The organism is Streptomyces gilvus, assembly GCF_022513565.1.
GTDB classification, from domain to species: Bacteria; Actinomycetota; Actinomycetes; order Streptomycetales; family Streptomycetaceae; genus Streptomyces; species Streptomyces gilvus.
In genome coordinates, this window is sequence record NZ_JAKWBE010000025.1 from 26,078 (window position 1) to 47,903 (window position 21,826).

The following is a 21,826-nucleotide window of genomic DNA, read 5'->3' on the forward strand; positions in this document are numbered from 1 at the left end:
CCTCATGGCGCGGGCGCCCGGCGCGCGGCACGCTAGCCCATATGACCGAAGGATTCTCGCGCCCGGCCCGGGCCCCGGAAGGCGCCGACGACCGTCTGCCGCCCGCCCGTCTCGCCTACGAAGGGCACACCTGGAAGGAGATCGCGCATCTGCTGGCGAACCTTCCGCTGGCGGTGTTCGGGTTCGTCTACGTCGTGACGGTGCTGTGGACCGGTTTCTGGCTGACGGTGACGGTGATCGGGTTCCCGTTGCTGGCGGCCGGGCTGATGGGGGCGCGGCGCTGGGGTCGCTGGGAACGGGCGCGGGCCAGGCGGCTGCTCGGGGTGCGTGTCGACGAGCCGAGTCCGCTGCCCCGGCGTGCGGCGGCGGGCGGTTTCCTGCCCTGGCTGTGGATGGCGGTGAAGGACCCGGTCGCCTGGCGCACGGTGCTGTACGACTTCATCCGGCTGCCGTGGGGCATCCTCACCTTCGTCACCACGCTGACCTCGTTGTTCGTGCTGTGGCCGGTGCTGCCGTTCATCGCGCGAGGGCTGGCCAACGCGGACCGGGCGATGGTGCGCGGGCTGCTGTCGCCGTCCGACGAGCTGGAGCGGCGCATCGCCGAGCTGGAGTCGGACCGCGGGGTCGTGGTGGACACGGCCAACGCGGATCTGCGGCGCATCGAGCGCGACCTGCATGACGGGGCGCAGGCGCGGCTGGTCAATCTGGCGATGGGGCTGGGCCTGGCGAAGGAGAAGCTCCTGGAGGACCCCGACTCGGCGGCGGAGATGGTCGCCGAGGCGCACGGCGAGGTGAAGCTCGCGCTGCAGGAACTGCGGGACCTGGCGCGGGGCATCCATCCCGCCGTACTCACCGACCGGGGACTGGACGCGGCGCTGTCCGCCGTCGCCTCCCGCTGCACCGTGCCCGTCAAGGTGACGGTGGATCTGGAGTCCCGGCCGGCCGCGGCCATCGAGGGCATCGCCTACTTCACCGTCTCGGAGCTGCTGCAGAACATCAGCAAGCACAGCGGGGCACGGAACGCGGTCGTCGAGGTGTGGCGGGCGGAGAACCGGCTGCTCATCCAGGTCGAGGACGACGGCCGGGGCGGTGCGCGGCTGGACGGCGGTACCGGTATGCAGGGGCTGGCCGAGCGACTGGACGCGGTCGACGGGCTGTTCGTCGTCGACTCGCCGCAGGGCGGGCCGACCGTCGTGACGGCGGAACTGCCCTGGCGCGACCGTTCCAGGGCCGGGGGGTAGGGAAAACCCCCCGCCGAAGATGCCGACGGACTCCATGGTCCGTGGACCTGCGGCGCAGCAGGGTGGAGGTAGGGCGGGAGAAGCCGCACGAGGAACGGACGAGTAGAACGGACGACGCCGATGGCCACGGAGTACGGACAGGGCTACGGGCACGGGTACGACAGCGGGTTCGGGCTCGCCGAGCCGCGCCGGCGCCGGCTGCCGGCCGGGCTGCGGGCGCCGTTCGAGGCGCGCAGCTGGCGGGAGTTCGGATATGTGCTGCTGAGCCTGCCGATCGGGATCATGCTCTTCACGTACGCCGTGACGATGGTGGCGCTCGGCGCCGGTCTGCTGGTGACGTTCCTCGGCATCCCGGTGCTGGCGGCGGGGCTGGCCGGCTGCCGGGGGTTCGGGGCGCTGGAGCGGGCACGGGCGCGCGGCATGTTGGGGCTGGAGGTCGGGGACCCGGAGCCGCTGCGGATGAGGAAGCCCGGGGTGATGGCCTGGATGGGGGCCGTGCTGAAGAGCGGCACCTCGTGGCGGACGCTGCTGTACGCGCTGCTGCAGTTCCCCTGGTCGGTGTTCTCGTTCGTGGTCGCGGTGAACTTCTGGGCGTACGGGTGGGCGCTGCTGACGTACCCGCTGTGGTTCTGGGTCTTCCCGGTGTACGCCGGTCAGGGCGGGCTCCAGCTGTACGGCGACGCGCACCACTCGGTCTACCTCGACAACGCGTTCGAGATCACCGTCACGGCGTTGGTGGGGCTGTTGTTCACGCTGGCCACGCCGTGGATCGTGCGGGCGCTGACCTTGGTGGACCGGGTCATGGTGCACGGGCTGCTGGGGCCGTCGCGGCTGTCGGCGCGGGTGGTGGAGCTGGAGTCGGACCGGGGGGTCGTGGTGGACACGGCGGCGGCCGACCTGCGGCGGATCGAGCGGGACCTGCACGACGGGGCGCAGGCGCGGCTGGTGGCGCTGGCGATGGATCTGGGGCTGGCGAAGGAGAAGCTGGCGGAGGATCCGCGGGCGGCGGCGCGGATGGTGGACGAGGCGCACGGCGAGGTGAAGACGGCGCTGCAGGAGCTGCGGGACCTGGCGCGGGGCATCCATCCCGCCGTACTCACCGACCGGGGACTGGACGCGGCGCTGTCCGCCGTCGCCTCCCGCTGCACGGTGCCGGTGCAGGTGGAGGTGGATCTGGCCGAGCGGCCGGCGCCCGCGATCGAGGGGATCGCCTACTTCACGGTGTCGGAGCTGCTGCAGAACATCAGCAAGCACTCCCGGGCCACCTGGGCAGCGGTGGACGTGTGGCGGGTCGAGGGCCGGCTGATGGTGCAGGTCGTCGACAACGGCGTGGGCGGCGCCGACGCCTCCTCCGGCTCGGGCCTGGCCGGGCTCGCGGAACGCCTGGACGCGGTGGACGGGATCCTGGTGGTGGACTCCCCGACGGGCGGGCCGACCCGGGTGACGGCGGAGCTGCCGTGGCGGGGGGAGCGCTCGCTGGGGTGACGCGTCCCGTACGCGCGATTCCGTACGCCTGATTCCCGTACACCCGATCCCCACCCGCCCGACCCGTATGCCCCACCCCGAAGTACGCCCGATGATCGTGATCACGCGCACGGCAGGCCGGAACCGGTCCTGCCGTGCGGCTGTTCCCGCTGATTGGCCCGGGAATCGCGTTGCCGGGGCCCCTCCGGGTCCGGATGCTGGAATGCTGGACTACTGGCAGACGGAACAGGGCGTGGGGGGCCGGACATCGTGGAGGACAGGGTGCGGGTGGTCATCGCCGAGGATTCGGTGCTCCTTCGGGAGGGGCTGACGCGGCTGCTGACCGACCGGGGGCACGACGTCGTCGCCGGGGTCGGGGACGGGGAGGCGCTGATCAAGACCATCACGGAGCTCGACGGGCAGGGCGAGCTGCCGGACGTGGTGGTCGCGGACGTGCGGATGCCGCCGACGCACACCGACGAAGGGGTGCGCGCCGCCGTACAACTGCGGAAGGCACATCCCGGTCTCGGGGTACTCGTACTGTCGCAGTACGTGGAGGAGCGGTACGCCACCGAGCTGCTCGCCGGGTCCAGTCACGGCGTCGGCTATCTGCTCAAGGACCGGGTGGCCGAGGTGCGTGAGTTCGTGGACGCGGTGGTGCGGGTGGCCCGGGGCGGTACCGCGCTGGACCCGGAGGTGGTCGCGCAGCTGCTCGGACGCAGCCGTAAGCAGGACGTGCTGGCCGGGCTCACGCCGCGGGAACGGGAGGTGCTGGGACTGATGGCCGAGGGACGGACGAACTCCGCGATCGCCCGGCAGCTCGTGGTCAGCGACGGCGCCGTGGAGAAGCACGTCAGCAACATCTTCCTGAAGCTCGGGCTGTCGCAGAGTGACGGGGATCACCGGCGTGTTCTCGCGGTCCTCACCTACCTCAACTCATGACCGGCTGACACCGGACCGGTGGCCGCGCGCTCGGCCGTCAGGCCGGCGTCCGTCCAGCCCCAGAACCGAAGAATCGCGGGGAGCGTCTTCAGAGCAAGCGCCGGGGGGCGAGGGATCATGACAATTCAGGGCGTCGGACCGTCTCAGAATCATGTCCATCATGCGAATGGCCGAGGGAAGGCGACCCTAACGGACGTAGGGTTGATCCTGGGATGGCCTGCGGGAAGGCCGGTCCCCGACAGCCGCCTCGAGGGAGGTCCAGTTCAGTGACCAGCCAGGTCAGCAGGACAGCGGAGCAGGCAGAAGCGGACACGGCGGACGGAGCCGTCGTAGGAGAGCAGCGCAGGCCGGCGGGGACGAAGGACGTCCGCCGGCTGGACCGGGTGATCATCCGGTTCGCGGGAGACTCGGGTGACGGGATGCAGCTCACCGGTGACCGCTTCACCTCGGAGACGGCGTCCTTCGGAAACGACCTCTCCACCCTTCCGAACTTCCCCGCCGAGATCCGCGCCCCCGCCGGAACCCTCCCGGGTGTGTCGTCCTTCCAGCTCCACTTCGCCGACCACGACATCCTCACTCCGGGCGACGCGCCGAACGTGCTCGTCGCGATGAACCCGGCCGCGCTGAAGGCGAACATCGGCGATCTGCCGCGCGGCGCGGAGATCATCGTCAACACGGACGAGTTCACCAAGCGGGCGATGCAGAAGGTCGGCTACGACGTCTCCCCGCTGGAGGACGGCTCGCTGGACGGCTACAGCCTGCACGAGGTGCCGCTGACCACGCTGACGGTGGAGGCCCTCAAGGACTTCGACCTCAGCCGGAAAGAGGCCGAGCGCAGCAAGAACATGTTCGCGCTGGGGCTGCTGAGCTGGATGTACCACCGGCCGACCGAGGGCACGGAGAAGTTCCTGCGGACGAAGTTCGCGAAGAAGCCCCAGATCGCCGAGGCGAACCTGGCGGCCTACCGCGCGGGCTGGAACTTCGGCGAGACGACCGAGGACTTCGCGGTCTCCTACGAGATCGCCCCGGCGACGACCGCGTTCCCGCCGGGCCTGTACCGCAACATCTCCGGCAACCTCGCGCTCGCCTACGGACTGATCGCGGCCTCGCGCCAGGCGGATCTGCCGCTGTTCCTGGGCTCGTACCCGATCACTCCGGCCTCGGACATCCTGCACGAGCTGAGCCGGCACAAGAACTTCGGCGTGCGCACCTTCCAGGCCGAGGACGAGATCGCGGGCATCGGCGCGGCCCTGGGCGCGGCCTTCGGCGGCTCGCTGGGCGTGACGACGACGTCCGGTCCGGGTGTGGCGCTCAAGAGCGAGACCATCGGTCTGGCGGTCTCCCTGGAGCTGCCGTTGCTGGTCATCGACATCCAGCGCGGCGGTCCGTCCACGGGCCTGCCGACCAAGACCGAGCAGGCCGATCTGCTGCAGGCGATGTACGGCCGCAACGGCGAGGCGCCGGTCCCGGTGATCGCCCCGTGCACGCCGGCCGACTGCTTCGACGCGGCCCTGGAGGCCGCCCGTATCGCGCTGACGTACAGAACCCCCGTGATGCTGCTGTCCGACGGCTACCTGGCCAACGGCTCCGAGCCCTGGCGCATCCCGGAACTGGACGAACTCCCGGATCTGACGGTGCAGTTCGCGCAGGGCCCCAACCACACGCTGGCGGACGGCAGCGAGGTCTTCTGGCCCTACAAGCGCGACCCGCAGACCCTCGCCCGCCCCTGGGCCGTCCCCGGCACGCCCGGCCTGGAGCACCGCATCGGCGGCATCGAGAAGCAGGACGGCACGGGCAACATCTCCTACGACCCCGCCAACCACGACTTCATGGTCCGCACCCGGCAGGCCAAGATCGACGGCATCGACGTCCCCGACCTGGAGGTCGACGACCCGCACGAGGCACGCACCCTGGTGCTCGGCTGGGGCTCGACCTACGGACCGATCACGGCGGCGGTACGGCGGCTGCGGGCGGCCGGCGAGTCGATCGCGCAGGCGCATCTGCGCCACCTCAACCCCTTCCCGCGGAATCTGGGCGCGGTGCTCGGGCGTTACGAGAAGGTGGTGATCCCCGAGATGAACCTCGGTCAGCTCGCCACGCTGATCCGGGCGAAGTACCTGGTCGACGCCCACTCGTACAACCAGGTGAACGGTATGCCGTTCAAGGCTGAGCAGCTCGCCACGGCTCTCAAGGAGGCCATCGATGGCTGAGACGTCCACGGAAGGCACGGGCACGATCGAGGCGCTCACCCTCGTCCCCAAGGCCGCGGCCCGGCAGTCCATGAAGGACTTCAAGTCCGATCAGGAAGTGCGCTGGTGCCCCGGCTGCGGTGACTACGCGATCCTGGCGGCCGTCCAGGGCTTCATGCCGGAGCTGGGCCTGGCCAAGGAGAACATCGTCTTCGTCTCGGGCATCGGCTGCTCGTCCCGCTTCCCGTACTACATGAACACGTACGGCATGCACTCCATCCACGGCCGTGCGCCGGCGATCGCGACGGGGCTCGCGGCCTCGCGGCGGGATCTGTCGGTGTGGGTGGTCACGGGCGACGGCGACGCGCTGTCGATCGGCGGAAACCATCTGATCCACGCCCTGCGCCGGAATGTGAACCTGAAGATCCTGCTGTTCAACAACCGGATCTACGGCCTGACCAAGGGCCAGTACTCCCCGACCTCCGAGGTCGGGAAGATCACGAAGTCGACGCCGATGGGCTCGCTGGACGCCCCCTTCAACCCCGTCTCCCTCGCCCTCGGCGCGGAGGCGTCCTTCGTCGCCCGCACCATCGACTCCGACCGCAAGCACCTCACCGAGGTCCTGCGCCAGGCCGCGGCCCACCCGGGTACGGCGCTGATCGAGATCTACCAGAACTGCAACATCTTCAACGACGGCGCCTTCGACGCACTCAAGGACAAGCAGCAGGCGGAGGAGGCGGTGATCCGGCTCGAACACGGTGAGCCGATCCGCTTCGGGGCGGACCGTTCGCGGGGCGTCGTCCGCGACGCGGTCACCGGGGATCTGAAGGTGGTCGACGTAACGCCGGACAACGAGTCCCAGATCCTGGTCCACGACGCCCACGCGGCGTCCCCCACCACGGCCTTCGCCCTCTCCCGCCTGGCCGACCCGGACACCCTGCACCACACGCCGATCGGCGTCCTGCGCTCGGTGGACCGGCCGGTGTACGACACCCAGATGGCCGACCAGCTGGACACCGCCGTCGAACAGAACGGCAAGGGCGACCTGGCCACGCTGCTGGCGGGCGGCGACACCTGGACGGTGGTCGGCTGACGACCGCCGCCGTGAGGCACGCAGGGCCCGGATGCTCCGTACGGCATCCGGGCCCTCGGCGTCTGCCGGGTCAGGCGTCGGGGATGTCCCTCTTGGCCCGCAGCAGAGTGTCACGGGTGATGACGACGATCCGCTCGTAGTCGGCCCGGGCGGCGTCCGCGGGCAGCATCGCGTCGAGTTCGTCGGTCCGGTCGGTCCCGATGACGGCGAAGCTCCCGTCGCTCAACTCGAACAGGTCGGGACACGTCTCGCCCGACAGGCTGCCTCGTTGGCGGGGCGAGTCCCCGAGACGGCGGACGATACGGGCGGCGGGGAGTTCGCTGTACACGCAGGTGCCCTCTGTCTATGGCCGAGTGCAACGAAGACCGGCCCTGGGATGGGAAGTTGAAGCGTCGCCCGGCAAAACTTATCAGGCTCCCCTCAGGCCACGGGCGGCAAACCTACTTCACTCGGACGGACCTACGACCCACCACTCCTCACGGCCATCGGCGAGCTCCTCCATCATGGCGTCGACAACTCGCCCCACCCGCGACTCCAGTGACTCCCGCGGCAGACTCTTGCGGTGGTCGCCCGTCATCTCCCAGTACTCCTGGAAAACGCGGTTCACGCACCAGACCCTCATGTGCCCGATCAGTTCGTCCCAGTCGATGGACCCCAGGCGGTGGTTGAGCATGATGGCGCTGTAGTGGGCGTTGACGAAGAGCACCTGCCGGCGCTTGCTCTCCGACAGGCCGGGCAGCGTACTCATGGCCTCCGCCAGCGCGGGATCCACGAGGGCCCGTCCGGTCTGCTCCGCCATGATGCGGTGCAACTGGATCAGATTCGCGTTGCGGATCTCCTCGGTCAGGGCTGTCAACTGCCGGAGCAGCCCCGCCAGGAGTTCCTCCTGGCGCCCGTTCTCCTCTGCAGGATCGATCCTTCGTGCATCCGGGTTCTCTGTGGCCAAGGCGGAAACCCCCGAGTCAGGCGTCCGACCGCCGGTCGGTGGCCTCGTGGACGGCACGAGGACCGGCGCGCTGGTGGGCGCAGCGCTTCGCCCCCAGCATGCCGGGCGGCTCAAGTCGGCGCGGGAGGCGGAAAGGGGGCGCATGGAAGGACGTATCACACATGCCAACCAACACCCTGACGTCAATGTGCCCAGCGAGCGCCTTCACCATACGTTCAACGCGGCGCGTGCGGCCGTGTCATTCCTGCTCAGAGCCGCTCTTCCGTGCGTCGTACACCTCCCGCGCCTCCAGCACCTCTCCCAGCCGCTCCTGGGTCCACACCGCCAGCCCCCTCACCTGTTCCGCCGCCTCGCGGCCGAGGTCGGTCAGGGAGTAGTCGACCCGGGGTGGGATGACCGGCTTGGCGTCGCGGTGGACCAGGCCGTCGCGTTCCAGGGTCTGGAGGGTCTGGGTCAGCATCTTCTCGCTGACGCGGCCGATCGCCCGGCGCAGTTCGCTGAAGCGGTACGGACGGTCGAGGAGCTCGATCAGGACGAGGACGCCCCATCGGCTGGTGACGTGTTCCAGGACGAGGCGGTACGGGCACATCGCCTCGCCGGTGTCGTACTGGGCGGCTTTGGAGTCCACTGTACTTACGGCCATGCCAGTACCTTACTTCAAAGTGGGTACTTTCGCGGAGTTAGCGCTCCCCCTAGAGTTAGTGGCAACAGCACCCCACAAGGAGATCGCACATCATGAGCATCGTCGTCACCGGAGCCACCGGACACCTCGGCCGCCACGTCATCGAGCAGCTGCTGGAGAAGGTCCCGGCCGAGCAGGTCACCGCCGTCGTGCGCAACGAGGCCAAGGCCGCCGACCTCGCCGAGCGCGGCGTGAAGCTCGCGGTCGCCGACTACAACGCCCCCGAGACCTACGACCACGTCTTCTCCGCCGGCGACAAGGTGCTGCTCATCAGCAGCAGCGACGCCGGCGGCGACCGCGTCGGCCAGCACCGGGTCGTCATCGAGGCCGCCAAGGCCGCCGGCGTCGCCCTGCTCGCCTACACCAGCGCCCCGGGCTCCCTGAAGGCCGCCCTCGCCGACGACCACCGCGGCACCGAGGAGATCCTGGTCGGCTCCGGCGTGCCGTACGTCCTGCTGCGCAACGGCTGGTACCACGAGAACTACACCGAGAACCTCGCCCCGGTGCTGGAGTACAACGCCGTTGTCCAGGCCGCCGGTGACGGCCGCGTCTCCTCCGCCTCCCGCGCCGACTACGCGGCCGCCGCGGTCGCCGTACTGACCGGCGAGGGCCACGAGAACAAGACGTACGAGCTCGGTGGCGACGAGGCGTGGAGCTTCGCCGAGTACGCGGCCGAACTGAGCAAGCAGACCGGCAAGGAGATCGTCTACAACCCCGTCTCCGTCGAGGCCTACACCGGCATCCTGACCGGCGCCGGGCTGCCCGAGTCGTTCGCCGCCGTCTTCGCGGGCGTCGACGCCTCGATCGAGAAGGGCGAGCTGGTCGTCGACAGCGGTGACCTCTCGCGGCTCGCCGGGCGTCCGACCAGCACGATCGCCGACGCGATCACGGCCGCGCTCAAGGGCTGACCTCCCCGGAGGTCCGAGGGCCGTACTCCCCCGTCGGGCCCTCGGACGCACCACCCCCGCCTGTCATGACCGTATAGCGATACGGGCATGACAGGCGGGGGTCTTCGGCGTTACCTTCTTGCCTGCACACCTGTGCGACGGCGCGAGCGCGTCGAGCGGCAGGGTGAGCGGGACGGGTTTCGTCGATGAGGAGGTGCCCGTGAGCGGGAAGTCGAAGGGCGAGCGGCGCACAGGTCTGCTGAACGGCTTCGCGGCGTACGGGATGTGGGGCCTGGTGCCCCTCTTCTGGCCCCTCCTCAAGCCCGCCGGCGCGGTCGAGATCCTCGCCCACCGCATGGTGTGGTCGCTGGTCTTCGTCGCCGTCGCCCTTGTCTACGTACGGCGCTGGGCCTGGGCCGGTGAGCTGCTGCGGCAGCCGCGGCGGCTGGCGCTGGTCGCCGTGGCGGCGGCGGTCATCACCGTCAACTGGGGCGTGTACATCTGGGCCGTCAACAGCGGCCATGTCGTCGAGGCCTCGCTCGGGTACTTCATCAACCCGCTGGTCACCATCGCCATGGGCGTGCTGCTCCTGAAGGAACGGCTGCGGCCCGTGCAGTGGGCGGCGGTCGGGATCGGCCTCGCGGCGGTGATCGTGCTGACCGTCGGGTACGGCCAGCCGCCGTGGATCTCGCTGACGCTGGCCTTCTCCTTCGCCACGTACGGGCTTGTGAAGAAGAAGGTGAATCTGGGCGGGATCGAGTCGCTGGCCGCGGAGACCGCGATCCAGTTCCTGCCGGCCGTCGGTTATCTGCTGTGGCTGACCTCGCGCGGTGACTCCACGTTCACGACCGAGGGGCCCGGGCACGGGGCGCTGCTCGCGGCGACCGGCGTGGTGACCGCGCTGCCGCTCGTGTGCTTCGGCGCGGCGGCGATCCGGGTGCCGTTGTCGACCCTGGGGCTGCTGCAGTATCTGGCGCCGGTGTTCCAGTTCCTGCTGGGGGTCGCCTACTTCCACGAGGCGATGCCGGTCGAGCGGTGGGCCGGGTTCGCGCTGGTGTGGGGCGCCCTGTGCCTGCTCACCTTCGACGCGTGGCGGGCGGCGCGGGAGACGAGGCGGCGGCTGGTGGAGGCGCCGCGGGTCGAGGTGGCACCGTCGGCTCCGGTGGACGCCTGACCGCTCGGCGATCGGCTCCGGTGGACGCCTGACCACGCGACGATCGGCTCCGGTGGACGCCTGAGCGCGCGATGACTGGCGGCGGTGACATCCGACCAGGCCGATGCGGGCAGGGTTGTTCCGGTATGCGAACTCCCTGTCCAGATAGCACCCTTGACGGGCCGTTGGTAAAGGCTTCACCATCCGGAGACCCAATTCACCCCATGGGGCCCCGGTGAACCCGGTGCTCCCGTGGAACGAGGAATGCGGAGCCCCCACATGAAGCTCTCCGTTTCCGGGCGTGCGGCGACGGCCGTCACCGTCTCGGCTGTCATGCTCCTGACTGGTGGATCGATAGCCGGCGCTGCGCCCGGGTCCGCCCCCACGGCGGCCGCCGCGCCGGACATCCCGGTCGCGGGCGTCAAGGCCCATCTCGCCCAGCTCCAGTCCATCGCCACCGCCAACAACGGCAACCGCGCGCACGGCAGCGCCGGCTACAAGGCCTCGATCGACTATGTGAAGGCCAAGCTGGACGCGGCCGGATTCACCACCGCCGTCCAGCAGTTCACGTCCTCCGGGCGCACCGGCTACAACCTCGTCGCCGACTGGCCGGGCGGGGACACCGGCCGGGTCGTGATGGTGGGCTCCCACCTCGACAGCGTCAGCGCCGGGCCCGGCATCAACGACAACGGCTCCGGTTCGGCCGCCATCCTGGAGACCGCGCTCGCCGTGTCCCGCACGGGCTACCACCCGGCCAGGCATCTGCGTTTCGCCTGGTGGGGTGCCGAGGAACTGGGCATGGTCGGCTCGCGGTACTACGTCAACAACCTCTCCCCCTCCGACCGTTCGAAGATCAGCGGCTACCTCAACTTCGACATGATCGGCTCGCCCAACCCCGGCTACTTCGTCTACGACGACGACCCGGCGATCGAGAAGACCTTCCAGAACTACTTCACCGGGCTCGGTGTCGCCACGGAGCCGGAGACCGAGGGCGACGGCCGCTCCGACCACGCCCCGTTCAAGAACGCGGGTGTGCCGGTCGGCGGGCTGTTCAGCGGCGCCGACTACATCAAGACGGCGGCCCAGGCGACCAAGTGGGGCGGGACGTCCGGGCAGGCGTTCGACCGCTGCTACCACCGGTCCTGCGACACGGCGTCCAACATCAACGACACGGCCCTGAACCGCAACAGCGACGCGATCGCGTACGCGGTGTGGGAGCTGGCTTCGTAGTTACGCGAGTTGCTGGCGGCGGGGTGGGGGCGGGGCGTGGATGCGGCTCCTGTTACGGCGTGTCGATGGCGTGAACGCGCGGCCCTCTTGCGGCGTCTCGGGGGGCGTGCAAGTCCGGCTTGTTCCCGTCGTCACCGGGCCGACTTGCGGGCGCGTTCCGTGAGTCGGCCCATGCGGGCGCGGGCCGACTCCAGTTCCTCGATGTCGTCGGCGGCCGGCCCGTCCTCAGCCGTCAGCTCCGTCCACAGGCCGATCAGGTCACGCCCCAGCTCCAGCCCCTGGTGCGGGTCGCGTACGGCACGCCAGGCAGAGGCGCCGCTCTGGACGTTGCCGTACGCCCCCTCCGCGTCACCCTTGCGTCGGTAGGTCCGGGCCAGATCGAGGGACAGCCGGAAGGCACGCACCGGGTCGCCCGCCAAGTAGGCGATGTAGGCGGTCAGTTCGCGCAGCTTCAGCACCTCGCCGTGTTCCGGCCCGAGCACCGCCATGGCCTCCCCGACGGCTCCCGCCGCCAACCCGTCCGCCTCCGCTATCCGCCCCGCCTTCACGGCCTCGTTGATCCGTGTCATCGGCTCCGCGAGAACCCCGGTGGCCGTGGACGGCTCGTCCCCGAGCACAGCCTCGGCCACGGCATCGAAGCCACGGGCGGGGGTCGGGGTGGGCTCGGGACCGGGGTCGAGGGGCGGGATGGCGAGGGGGTTGGGGGCGAGGGCGGAGGAGGGCGCGGGGAGGGGACTGGGGGCCGGGGCTGCTGAGGGGCTCGCGGGGAGCGGGTGGGGATCGGCGATGTGCGGGGGTACGGCGGCTCGGTCGGCCCTTGTTCCGAGGGCCTGATCGGCTCCGAGGGCCTGGTCGGCCCTGGGCGCCTGGTCGGCCCCGGCGACCGTGTGCCGCGGGATCGCGTCCATGGGTGGCGGCGGACCGAACTGTCCCGTCGGCGGTGCGACCGTGCCGGGTGCGCGGTCCTGAGGCGGCTCCGGCAGCGCTCGCAGAGTGAACGTCGGCACGGACTCACTCGGAAGGTCCCCGCCGAGACGCAGCGGCTCCGAGCCGCTCGCGGCATTCCCGCCGAAGGGCCGCGACTCCGCGACGCTCGCGGCGTTCCCGCCGGAAGACCGCGGCTCCGCGACCCTCGCGGCGTTCCCGCCGAAGGCCGACGACTCCGAGTCGCTCGCGGCGTCCTCCCCGAAGGGCCGCGGCTCCGCGACGCTCGCGGCATCCCCGCCGGAAGACCGCGGCTCCGCGACCCTCGCGGCGTTCCCGCCGAAGGCCGACGACTCCGAGTCGCTCGCGGCGTCCTCCCCGAAGGGCCGCGGCTCCGCGACGCTCGCGGCATCCCCGCCGCGAGGCAGCGGCTCTGACACCGCCCGCAGCGGGAAGGTCGGGGCGGCGTCCCGTACGGGCTCCGAGGCGGGTCGCAGCAGGTGGGTGGGCTTGTCGCGGTACGGCGTGAGCCCGGACCGGGGATCGGACGGTTCCGCAGGGTGCTCCTTCGCCGCCGCGTCCCCCGGCAGACCTCCACCGCCCGCCGTCGCCGGGACCGACTCCCGTACCGCAGAAGCCGACGGCACCACGTCCTCCCGGTGCCGGGCCTCACCCCCCGCTCGCTCCCCCCGCTCGACCGCCGGAGGCATCCGTACCGGCTCCCCCGTGAACGTGCTCGAACCGTCGGCCGCCACCTGGAGGTGTACGACGCAGCCGATGCGCTCGTCGTGAATCGTGGCCCGGACGGGGTGACCCGTGGCGAGGGCGATGCGGTGGAGGTGGTCGAGGACGGCCTGCTGGATCTCCTCACCGGCCGCCGGAACGACCGGAACGCCGCCGATCGAGGCACTCCCCGCTCCCGGACCGCCCGCGGGGACCCGGACGTCGATCGGTGCCGCCACCAGGGCCGCGGGGAGCGCGGCCCCCTTCTGTTCCCGCTTCTTCTCGCGGCTGAGTCGAGACATCGGTTCCCTCACTCGGATGCGTCGGAAGTGGAGCGGACGGCGCGTTCGGGTTCCATGGTGCTCCCTCCCGCCGTCGGGTCCCGCCACCCCGGCGTCAAGATCCGGTCGTTCACGTACTGTCGAGTCTCTCCGGTCGCTGCCGGTTCTCACGTCACCGTCGCGTCACAGACTCGTCCCAGCGATCGGCGCTGTTCGCGGGCCGCCCGGCACCGCGCGGATCCATGGGCTTGGCGAGGAAGGAGAGCGGGCATGCGCACGGACATGCAGCAGGGACCGGAGATCTGGCTCCGCGGACCGGTCGCCCCGTCGGAGCCCGGCCCCCAGGAGCCCGCGCACGCCGTCGCCACCGCCCGGCGCTACTCCTGGGTCGGCACCCACGGCGGCGCCGGCGTCTCCACCCTCGCCGCTGTGTACGGCGGTCATGACTGCGGCCGGGAGTGGCCCGGACCGGACGACCCGCGCTCCGTCCTGCTCGTCGCGCGCACCCATGCCTCCGGACTTGCCGCGGCCCTGCGCGCCCTGGAGGTGTTCCGGCGCGGCCAGGCGCCCCAGGGGCTCGACCTGGACGCCCTCGTCCTGGTGGCGGACGCGCCGGGCCGGCTGCCGCGCCCGCTCGACCGGCAGATCCGGCTGCTGGAGCAGGTCATCGACGTCTACCGCGTCCCCTGGGTCCCCGACTGGCGGCTCGGCGACCTCGGCGGCCGCCCGCCCCGCGAGACGGAGACGCTGGCCCGGCTGACGGGGGCGGCGGCCGGACGGCGCGGCTGAGTCCCGCCCACTGGGGGCTACCGCCGCGTGGGCGCGATCAGCCACACCCCACCCGCGCCCTCCGGGCGTCGCCCCGCCACCCCATGGACAGCTACTTGCGTATGCATATAATGCACGTGCGAGTAATCGTCGCACACCGCTTTCCTCTGGGGGACCTCATGACCCGTCGCTTCCTTTTCGTGCTCGGCAGCAGCCGCGCCGACGGCAACACCGAACTCCTCGCCCGCCGGGCCGCCGAGCAGTTGCCCGCCGATGTCGGGCAGCAGTGGATCTCCCTGGCCGAGCAGCCCCTGCCCGACTTCGTGGACCTGCGACGCGACAGTGACCATGTCCACCCGCCCGCCGGCACTGCCCCGGCCCTCCTTCTCGACGCGACGCTGGCTGCCACCGACATCGTGATCGCCTCCCCGCTGTACTGGTACTCGGTCTCCGGTCTGACCAAGCGCTACCTGGACTACTGGTCGGGCTGGCTGCGCACCCCCGGTCTCGACTTCAAGGCGGCCATGGCCGGCCGCACACTCTGGGGTGTCGCCGCGCTCGCCGACAGCGAGCCGTCCGTCGCCGACCCGCTGATCGGCACACTGAACAACTCGGCCGCCTATCTCGGCATGCGGTTCGGCGGAGTGCTGCTCGGCAACGGCAGCCGACGCGGCGACGTGCTCCACGACACCGCTGCCCTCGCCCGCGCCAAGACCTTCTTCGCGCAGGAGCCGCCGCTCGCCCGCTTCCCCCACGAGACCCGGGCCGCCGCCTGAGCTACGCCGTGATGTCCCGCGCCGTGAACCGCGCCCAGGCCGCCGAGCCGAACACCGCCGCGTACAGGGCCTGCAGTCCGAGGTTCTTCGTCAGGTCGTCCCAGTAGACCGGGTCGCGCATCAGGTCGGCGAAGGACAGCCAGTAGTGGGAGAAGAAGTACGGCTGCAGGGCGTGCAGTTGGGGTATCTGGTCGAGGATCTGGACGGTGATCAGCAGTCCGACGGTCGTCGCCATCGCGGCGATGCCGCTGTTGGTCAGCGTCGAGATGAACAGGCCGAGCGCGGCTATGCCGATGAGCGAGGCCGCGACGACCAGGGCGATCAGCAGGGACCGGCCCAGACCGTCGGCGAAGCTGATCCGGGTGCCGGAGATGGTCGTCAGATCGCCGAGCGGGAACAGGACGGCTCCGACGGCGAGTGCCGAGGCCGCGACCACGAGGGTGGCGACCAGGCAGAAGGCCAGCACCGTCGCGTACTTGGTGAGCAGCAGCCGGGTGCGGCCGGCCGGGGCGACCAGGAGGTAGCGCAGGGTGCCGGCGTTGGCCTCCCCCGCTATCGCGTCTCCCGCGACGACCCCGACCGCCATCGGGAGGAAGAACGGCAGCGTCGCCGCGAGGGCCGTGAAGACCAGGAACAGGCCGTTGTTGGTGATCTGGGCGATGAACGCCGGGCCGCCCCCTCCGCCACCGCGGCCGGGACCGGCCGAGGAGCCGTCGCTCGTCTCGATCTTGACGGCGACGCCGACGAGGATCGGGACGGCCGCGAGGACGGCGAGCAGGGCGAGGGTGCGCCAGCGGCGGAAGGTGGTGACCAACTCGCTGCGCAGCAGGCCGAAGGTCCACAGCGGGCTCGGCGTGCGCAGCTCGCCCAACTCCCGTGGGACCGCCGTCTCAGCCCGCGACATCGAAGCCCTCCCCCGTCAGCGCCACGAACGCGTCCTCCAGCGAGGCCCGCTCCACTCCGAAGCCGCGTACGCGCACACCCGCCGTCACCAGCGCGGCGTTCACCTCGGCCAAATCCCGGTCCGGGGGCTCCGCGGTCACCCGGTCCTCGGTGACGACGACATCGGCGGCGCCCTGTTCCTTCAGCACGCGGGCCGCGTCCCCGGCGTCCGGAGTCGTGACGACCAGTCGGCCGCGCGCGCCCGCCGCCAGGTCGGAGACCGCGCCCTGGGTGATGAGGCGGCCCTGTGCCATCACCGCCGCGTGGGTGCAGACCTGCTCGATCTCGTCGAGGAGGTGGGAGGAGAGGAAGACGGTGGTGCCGTCGGAGGCCAACTCCCGGACCAGGGAGCGGATTTCCCGCATGCCCTGGGGATCGAGGCCGTTGGTCGGCTCGTCCAGCACCAGGAGTCTGCGCGGTTGCAGCAGTGCGGCGGCGAGGCCGAGCCGCTGCTTCATGCCGAGCGAGTAGGCCTTGGCCTTCTTGCCGGCCGCCGCCATGAGTCCCACCCGCTCCAGCGCCGCCGCGACGCGGGCACGCCGGGTGCGCGGGTCGGCGGTCGGGTCGGCGGCGTCGTAACGGATCAGGTTGTCGCGGCCGGAGAGGAAGCCGTACAGGGCGGGGCCCTCGATGAGCGCGCCGACGTGCGGGAGGACGGCGCGCGAGCTCCTCGGCATGGGGCGGCCGAGCACCCGGGCGGTGCCCGAGGTCGGTTCGATCAGGCCCATCAGCATGCGGATGGTGGTGGTCTTGCCCGAGCCGTTCGGACCGAGGAAGCCGAAGACGCTGCCCGCCGGGACGGTCAGGTCGAGGCCGTCGACGGCGAGCTGCCCGCCGCGGTAGCGCTTGGTGAGCGCATGGGTGGCGATGACACTGTCACCCGGCGCAGCGCGGTCCGGCTCCGGGGCGAACGACTCGTCCATCGGCTCCCTCGATTCGTGCTCGTACCGCGTGGCGCGGCGACTACTCACCGTGATGACGAACGGCCGCCGCGCAAGGTTCCCGGCTACCCAGCGTTCGCCGCCTTCACCAACGCGTCCTTGCTGACCGCGCCGACGTAGACCTTGCCGTCGTCGGTGATCAGGGCGTTGATCAGGCGGGTCTTGAAGACCGTGCCCGAACCGAACTTGCCCGTGACCTTGTCGCCGAGGGAGTCGAGGAAGCTGCCGAACTGGCCGCCGGCCTCGGCGCCGGAGGGCACGCCCTTGCCGCCGGTGTCGAAGGTGGCGATGGAGTCCCAGCCCTTGCCCAGGACCTTCATCCCGTCGGGCCCCTTGCCGGAGTCCTTGCCGGGGGTGCCGTGCCGGTCGTCACCCTTCGGAACGCCCTTAAGGCCGCCCTTGGCCTTTCCGTGCGCGTGCTCGCCCTGGTCGCCCTCGGTGACCTTCGCGCCCTTGGGAGCCTTGAAGTCGAAGGTCGACGCGGCCGGCTTGGCGAAACTGATCTGGGTGAAGCCGGCGTCGACGACGGCGGCGCCGCCGCTCGCCGGGGTCAGGGTGAACTTCAGCGGCAGACCGGTCTTCGCGTCCACGGCCACGGTGATCTGACCGACCGTCGAACCCGAGTCCTTCGGCTTGACGACCAGCCGGTAGGCGTCCCGGCCCGCGACCTGGGCGGTGCCCTGGACGGTCACGGAAGTGGTGTCGTCGACGGCCTTCAGGGCGTCCTTGGTGAGCTGGTCGGGCGTGGCGGGCGGCTGCTCCTGCTTCTTCCGGGCGGCGCCGTCGTCGGGGGCGGTGGAGTGGTAGACCTCGTTCGACTGGCTGTCGTAGCCCCACACGTCCTTGCCGTTGTGGATGAGGCTGTACTCCGCCGCGTTCTCCAGGAGGGACAGCTTCTGCCGGTCCGGGCCGTCCGCCGCCACGCGCAGGGTGTGCGTGCCGGAGGCGAGTTCGGTGAGCTTGGACGTGGGGTCGGCTGAGGACCCGTCACCGGATCCGCGTCCGGCAGCGGAGGTCAGGCTGCTCTCCAAGCCGCCCAGGTTCGGCAGGCCCAGATCCGTGGTGACCTTCACCGTGCCGGACAGCTGCTGCACGTCCGACTTGGCGATCTTGTCGAGGAGTTGCTGTGCGCTGATCTTGGGCAGGTTGGGGTCACCGGAGTCGGCGAGCGCCGGGACGAGCCCGATGGTCGCCGCCGCCACCCCCACCACCGCGACCGGGACGACGTACCGCGCGGCCTTGCGCCTGCCCGCGCGCAGGTCGTCGGCCTCGCCGGCGATCGTGCTGTCGTCGGATTCGTACGGTGCCATGTGTGCGCTACCTCCGTCGTCGGCGGCGGCTTCCAACTTGCCTGTGAGCACTCGTCTTCCACCCCGAGCCGCCATTCTCACCCGAATCGGTGAGGAGTGGTGTTTTCCGTGGTTTCCAGTTGACCAAATCGACGGGGGAGAAGCGTCAAACCTCGGAGGCAACTCCATGTACTCCTGGGGTATGACACGAGAGGGCGACGCCTCCCCCGACCCGTAGGGGTACGGGTGCGACGGGGAGGGCGCCGCCCTGGGAAGTGCCTCAACCGGCGGGTCAGCGCCGCAGGAAGACGTAGTCCGCGTGGTACGGGACCCCGACGATGTCGCCCGGCGTGCAGCTGCCGGAGGGAGCGACTCCGCCGACCGTGTTGAGCCGCAGGATCTCCGCGGTGCCGGCGAGCAGGCCCCGGTGCTTGCCGGACTGCGCGGCCTTCAGGTCGAGTTCGGGGATGTTGCCGTTCCCGTTCGGGGTCTTGGTCAGGACGGCCCCGGTCACCGCGCTGCCGTCGGGCGCGACCCACTGCGGGGTACCGGAGTTGGGCGCCACGAAGGAGTGCCTGATGCCGCCGCCGAGCAGGGCGCTGACGTCCCGCTGGGCGAAGGCGTACCCGCCGCCGTCGGCCGGCTTGCACTCGTAGATCTGCTTGCCCTTGACCACGGACGCCTGGAAGTTGTGCAGGGCGTCGCGGAAGTCGAAGGCGGCGACGGTGACCTTGTGGAGCTGACCGCGGACGGCGCCGCCCGGGAACTGGGACGTGTGCAGGTTGGCGTAGAACGAGCCGGGGTCGGAGGTCAACGCCTCGAGCAGTGCCGGGTCGTCGACCGTGACGGTGCCGGTGAGGTGGTGGCCCTTGGCCTTCTTGGCGATGAGCCTGCTGAAGTCGATCTTGACGCCGCCGTTGGTGCCCTTGGCGCCCTGGTGGATGTGGAGCATGGTCGGCCTGCCGGTGCCGCGCCAGGTCACGGCGACGGACACCTTGTCGCCCTGGACCTTGACGAACTCCAGCGCGGCGCCGTCCTTGTCCCCCACCGCCGGGCCACCCTGCACCGGCACCTCGTTGGCGCCGCGCAGGCTGGTGGCGAGCAGGGTCGCGGTGGACCCCGCGTGGTCGGCGCGGGTGCCCGTGGTGGCGGAGGCGGGAATCGTGGCGGCGGCGACACCGCCGGCGGTGGCCACCGCGAGGGCGGTGACGATCAGGCTCTTACGGCGCTTCGAGAACGTCGTGTTCTTGCCCATGATGCAGTTTTCTCCCCGTGGACCGGCCGACACCCCCTGCGTCGGCCTGCTGGGTATGAGTACGGAAGCGATCTGAGACTGGACTCAGTCCAAGCATGTGATGCACGTCACATCACCGGGAAGGGCCGGCTCAGTCCGTCCGTTGTAGCCCGTACGGCATCCGGGGAACGAGGCCCTTCCGGGCCGACGGCGGTGCAGGGGACGGATCCCCTGCCGCACCCAAAGGGGCATTCCCCCTGGTGAGGCGGCGTGGGCAGATCAGCCCGCGCGGTGCACCACCGCGTCACACATCTCCATCAGCGCCAGCTTCGCGTCGCACTCCTTCAGCGGCGCGAGCGCCGAGCGCGCCTCCTCCGCGTACCGCACGGTGTCGCGCCGCGCCTGCTCCAGGGCGGGGTGCGCCCGCAGCCCGGCCAGCGCCTCCGCGTGCCGGTCGTCGTCGGTCAGGTCGGAGTCCAGCAGCTCGCACAGGGCGATGTCCTCGGCCAGCCCGAGCCGCGCCGCGCGCTCGCGCAGCCGCAGCACCGGCAGGGTCGGGATACCCTCGCGCAGGTCCGTCCCCGGCGTCTTCCCCGACTCGTGCGAGTCGGACGCGATGTCCAGGACGTCGTCGGCGAGCTGGAAGGCGACCCCGAGCCGCTCCCCGTACTGGGTGAGCACGTCCACGACCGTCTCGTCGGCGCCCGACATCATCGCGCCGAACCGGCAGGACACGGCCACCAGCGACCCCGTCTTGCCGCCGAGCACGTCCAGGTAGTGGTCGACCGGGTCGCGTCCGTCCTGCGGGCCCGCGGTCTCCAGGATCTGCCCGGTGACCAGGCGTTCGAACGCCTCGGCCTGCACCCGCACGGCCTCCGGTCCGAGGTCGGCCAGGATGTGCGAGGCACGCGCGAAGAGGAAGTCGCCGGTCAGCACCGCCACCGAGTTGCCCCAGCGGGTGTTCGCGCTGTCCACACCGCGGCGCACCGCCGCCTCGTCCATGACGTCGTCGTGGTACAGCGTGGCGAGGTGGGTCAGCTCCACGACCACGGCGGACGGCACGACTCCGGGCGCGTAGGGGTCGCCGAACTGGGCGGCGAGCATCACGAGCAGCGGCCTGAAGCGCTTTCCACCCGCCCGCACCAGGTGCTGGGCGGCCTCCGTGATGAAGGGGACCTCACTCTTGGTGGCTTCTAGCAGCCCCTCCTCGACGGCCGACAGTCCGGCCTGGACATCGGCTTCCAGAGCCTGGTCCCGCACGCTCAGCCCGAACGGCCCGACGACGGTCACGAGGGGTCTCCTGTCTGCTGGTGTCTACTGGCGGTTACACGGTTTGTCGATAGGTCGCTGCCATCACTCAAGTCAGCGTATCCGGTCCCCTTTCGATCACCGATGCCGCCCACCCGTCCAGGCCGGGCGGTATCGGATCACGGCCGGTATGTTTTTGATCAACTGATATCAACTGATTTTTACCGACTCGCGCACCCGACGCGAAGAGGAGCCGTGGCGCCTGTCCCGAACAGGAACCGACGCCGAGCCCGGCAGTCAACCTTTCCCCGGTGACGACCATGCATTCCTCGGCGGCCAGGCCGTCTGACGCTCCTCTGCGGTGACACGCTCACCAATGGCGGAACGGGCGATCGCCACGATCTGCCCCATGAGCGGCTGTTTGACTACGAGTTGAGGGCATTGCCCGTTTTGCCTTTCTTGTCTATACCAGTGACTTGGCTCACGCCTGAGCATGATCCGCATTCCGGTGCATTTCTCCCGATCCGCCTTTGCCCACGCCCGAGTTGAGGCTTGGCAGACGCAAAGGATCAAGCACCCCATATGCCTCAGACCAAGGTCAACAGGGGTGATGTGTGAATCCGGGACTTGTTCCGGACATGTGCTCTCGCATACGTTCCCGGCCTGTCGGGCGGACGCCTAATCCTGCCGCCGCCCGTTCCACCAACCGAGAACGCACGGCAGGAGCGGGGGAACCAGGTAGTTCGCCGATCCGGACGTCGAAGGGCATCCGGCCGGCTCGGGGTGAAGTCGTGTCGCCGTACGGCGGTGCGGCCGGGCATCTCCCGCCCGAACCCGACAGCTCACCTCGCAGGCGACGGAGAGGAACCTCGT

The 21,826-nt window shown here is 70.6% G+C and carries 19 protein-coding genes and 1 riboswitch; of the genes, 10 read left to right on the top strand and 9 right to left on the bottom strand.

All coding sequences use genetic code 11. The annotated features are described in order from the left end of the window. The first annotated feature begins 41 nt into the window (after window positions 1–41). The 5 genes from MKW14_RS30240 to MKW14_RS30260 all read left to right on the top strand — a co-directional run bounded on the left by MKW14_RS30240 (window position 42) and on the right by MKW14_RS30260 (window position 6,929). Window positions 42–1,241: a sensor histidine kinase gene (locus MKW14_RS30240; protein WP_240867844.1), complete on the top strand. Its 1,200-nt coding sequence runs from the start codon at window positions 42–44 to the stop codon at window positions 1,239–1,241. 120 nt (window positions 1,242–1,361) lie between these two features. Next, window positions 1,362–2,726 (top strand): sensor histidine kinase, encoded by a 1,365-nt coding sequence (locus tag MKW14_RS30245; RefSeq protein ID WP_240867847.1) that lies wholly within the window; start codon window positions 1,362–1,364, stop codon window positions 2,724–2,726. Window positions 2,727–2,987: 261 nt separating this feature from the next. Next, the gene (locus MKW14_RS30250) at window positions 2,988–3,647 is read left to right on the top strand and encodes a LuxR C-terminal-related transcriptional regulator (RefSeq protein ID WP_308286707.1); all 660 of its coding nucleotides are present in this window, start codon (window positions 2,988–2,990) and stop codon (window positions 3,645–3,647) included. A 266-nt stretch (window positions 3,648–3,913) separates the two neighbouring features. Then, complete coding sequence (locus MKW14_RS30255; RefSeq protein WP_240867851.1) at window positions 3,914–5,857, top strand: 2-oxoacid:acceptor oxidoreductase subunit alpha; 1,944 nt, start codon at window positions 3,914–3,916, stop codon at window positions 5,855–5,857. Further along, a complete protein-coding gene (locus MKW14_RS30260) occupies window positions 5,850–6,929 on the top strand; it encodes a 2-oxoacid:ferredoxin oxidoreductase subunit beta (RefSeq protein WP_240867852.1) in 1,080 nt (359 codons plus the stop codon). Before MKW14_RS30255 ends, MKW14_RS30260 begins: the two co-directional genes overlap by 8 nt. 70 nt (window positions 6,930–6,999) lie before the next feature. On the opposite strand, the gene MKW14_RS30265 is transcribed toward MKW14_RS30260, so the two are convergent. From MKW14_RS30265 to MKW14_RS30275, 3 genes are all read right to left on the bottom strand, one after another. Next, complete coding sequence (locus MKW14_RS30265) at window positions 7,000–7,257, bottom strand: hypothetical protein (RefSeq protein ID WP_240867854.1); 258 nt, start codon at window positions 7,255–7,257, stop codon at window positions 7,000–7,002. 117 nt (window positions 7,258–7,374) lie between these two features. Continuing rightward, the gene (locus MKW14_RS30270) at window positions 7,375–7,875 is read right to left on the bottom strand and encodes a DUF6082 family protein (protein WP_240867856.1); all 501 of its coding nucleotides are present in this window, start codon (window positions 7,873–7,875) and stop codon (window positions 7,375–7,377) included. Window positions 7,876–8,113: 238 nt separating this feature from the next. Further along, a complete protein-coding gene (locus MKW14_RS30275; protein WP_240867859.1) occupies window positions 8,114–8,518 on the bottom strand; it encodes a winged helix-turn-helix transcriptional regulator in 405 nt (134 codons plus the stop codon). 92 nt (window positions 8,519–8,610) lie between these two features. Here MKW14_RS30275 and MKW14_RS30280 point away from each other — a divergent pair, with 92 nt between their 5' ends. The 3 genes from MKW14_RS30280 (at window position 8,611) to MKW14_RS30290 (ending at window position 11,827) form a co-directional block, all read left to right on the top strand. Beyond that, window positions 8,611–9,465, top strand: a complete 855-nt coding sequence (locus MKW14_RS30280) for an SDR family oxidoreductase (RefSeq protein WP_240867861.1) — start codon at window positions 8,611–8,613, stop codon at window positions 9,463–9,465. Between the two features lie 199 nt (window positions 9,466–9,664). After that, a complete protein-coding gene (gene rarD / locus MKW14_RS30285; RefSeq protein WP_240867863.1) occupies window positions 9,665–10,618 on the top strand; it encodes an EamA family transporter RarD in 954 nt (317 codons plus the stop codon). Between the two features lie 258 nt (window positions 10,619–10,876). Continuing rightward, window positions 10,877–11,827 carry a M28 family metallopeptidase gene (locus MKW14_RS30290; RefSeq protein ID WP_240867866.1) on the top strand — a complete coding sequence of 317 codons (951 nt, stop codon included), beginning with the start codon at window positions 10,877–10,879 and terminating at the stop codon, window positions 11,825–11,827. 131 nt (window positions 11,828–11,958) lie between these two features. Here the strand turns inward: MKW14_RS30290 and MKW14_RS30295 are convergent, their stop codons facing one another. After that, window positions 11,959–13,776, bottom strand: a complete 1,818-nt coding sequence (locus MKW14_RS30295) for a tetratricopeptide repeat protein (protein WP_240867869.1) — start codon at window positions 13,774–13,776, stop codon at window positions 11,959–11,961. Between the two features lie 249 nt (window positions 13,777–14,025). Between MKW14_RS30295 and MKW14_RS30300 the strand changes: the two genes are divergently transcribed. Continuing rightward, window positions 14,026–14,544: a DUF6668 family protein gene (locus tag MKW14_RS30300; RefSeq protein WP_240867871.1), complete on the top strand. Its 519-nt coding sequence runs from the start codon at window positions 14,026–14,028 to the stop codon at window positions 14,542–14,544. Between the two features lie 158 nt (window positions 14,545–14,702). Then, window positions 14,703–15,299: a flavodoxin family protein gene (locus MKW14_RS30305; protein ID WP_240867874.1), complete on the top strand. Its 597-nt coding sequence runs from the start codon at window positions 14,703–14,705 to the stop codon at window positions 15,297–15,299. Window position 15,300: 1 nt separating this feature from the next. Here MKW14_RS30305 and MKW14_RS30310 read toward each other — a convergent pair whose 3' ends face one another. From MKW14_RS30310 to MKW14_RS30330, 5 genes are all read right to left on the bottom strand, one after another. Continuing rightward, window positions 15,301–16,203, bottom strand: coding sequence for an ABC transporter permease (locus MKW14_RS30310; protein ID WP_240867876.1), 903 nt, complete (start codon window positions 16,201–16,203; stop codon window positions 15,301–15,303). Further along, a complete protein-coding gene (locus tag MKW14_RS30315; protein WP_240867878.1) occupies window positions 16,190–17,164 on the bottom strand; it encodes an ABC transporter ATP-binding protein in 975 nt (324 codons plus the stop codon). Before MKW14_RS30315 ends, MKW14_RS30310 begins: the two co-directional genes overlap by 14 nt. An 83-nt stretch (window positions 17,165–17,247) precedes the next feature. Next, complete coding sequence (locus tag MKW14_RS30320; protein WP_240867880.1) at window positions 17,248–18,492, bottom strand: LolA family protein; 1,245 nt, start codon at window positions 18,490–18,492, stop codon at window positions 17,248–17,250. A gap of 271 nt (window positions 18,493–18,763) precedes the next feature. Then, the gene (locus MKW14_RS30325) at window positions 18,764–19,726 is read right to left on the bottom strand and encodes a CHRD domain-containing protein (RefSeq protein WP_240867881.1); all 963 of its coding nucleotides are present in this window, start codon (window positions 19,724–19,726) and stop codon (window positions 18,764–18,766) included. A 258-nt stretch (window positions 19,727–19,984) separates the two neighbouring features. Next, window positions 19,985–20,995: a polyprenyl synthetase family protein gene (locus MKW14_RS30330; protein WP_240867883.1), complete on the bottom strand. Its 1,011-nt coding sequence runs from the start codon at window positions 20,993–20,995 to the stop codon at window positions 19,985–19,987. 639 nt (window positions 20,996–21,634) lie between these two features. Next, window positions 21,635–21,824, top strand: a riboswitch (cyclic di-AMP (ydaO/yuaA leader). Window positions 21,825–21,826: the final 2 nt, after the last annotated feature.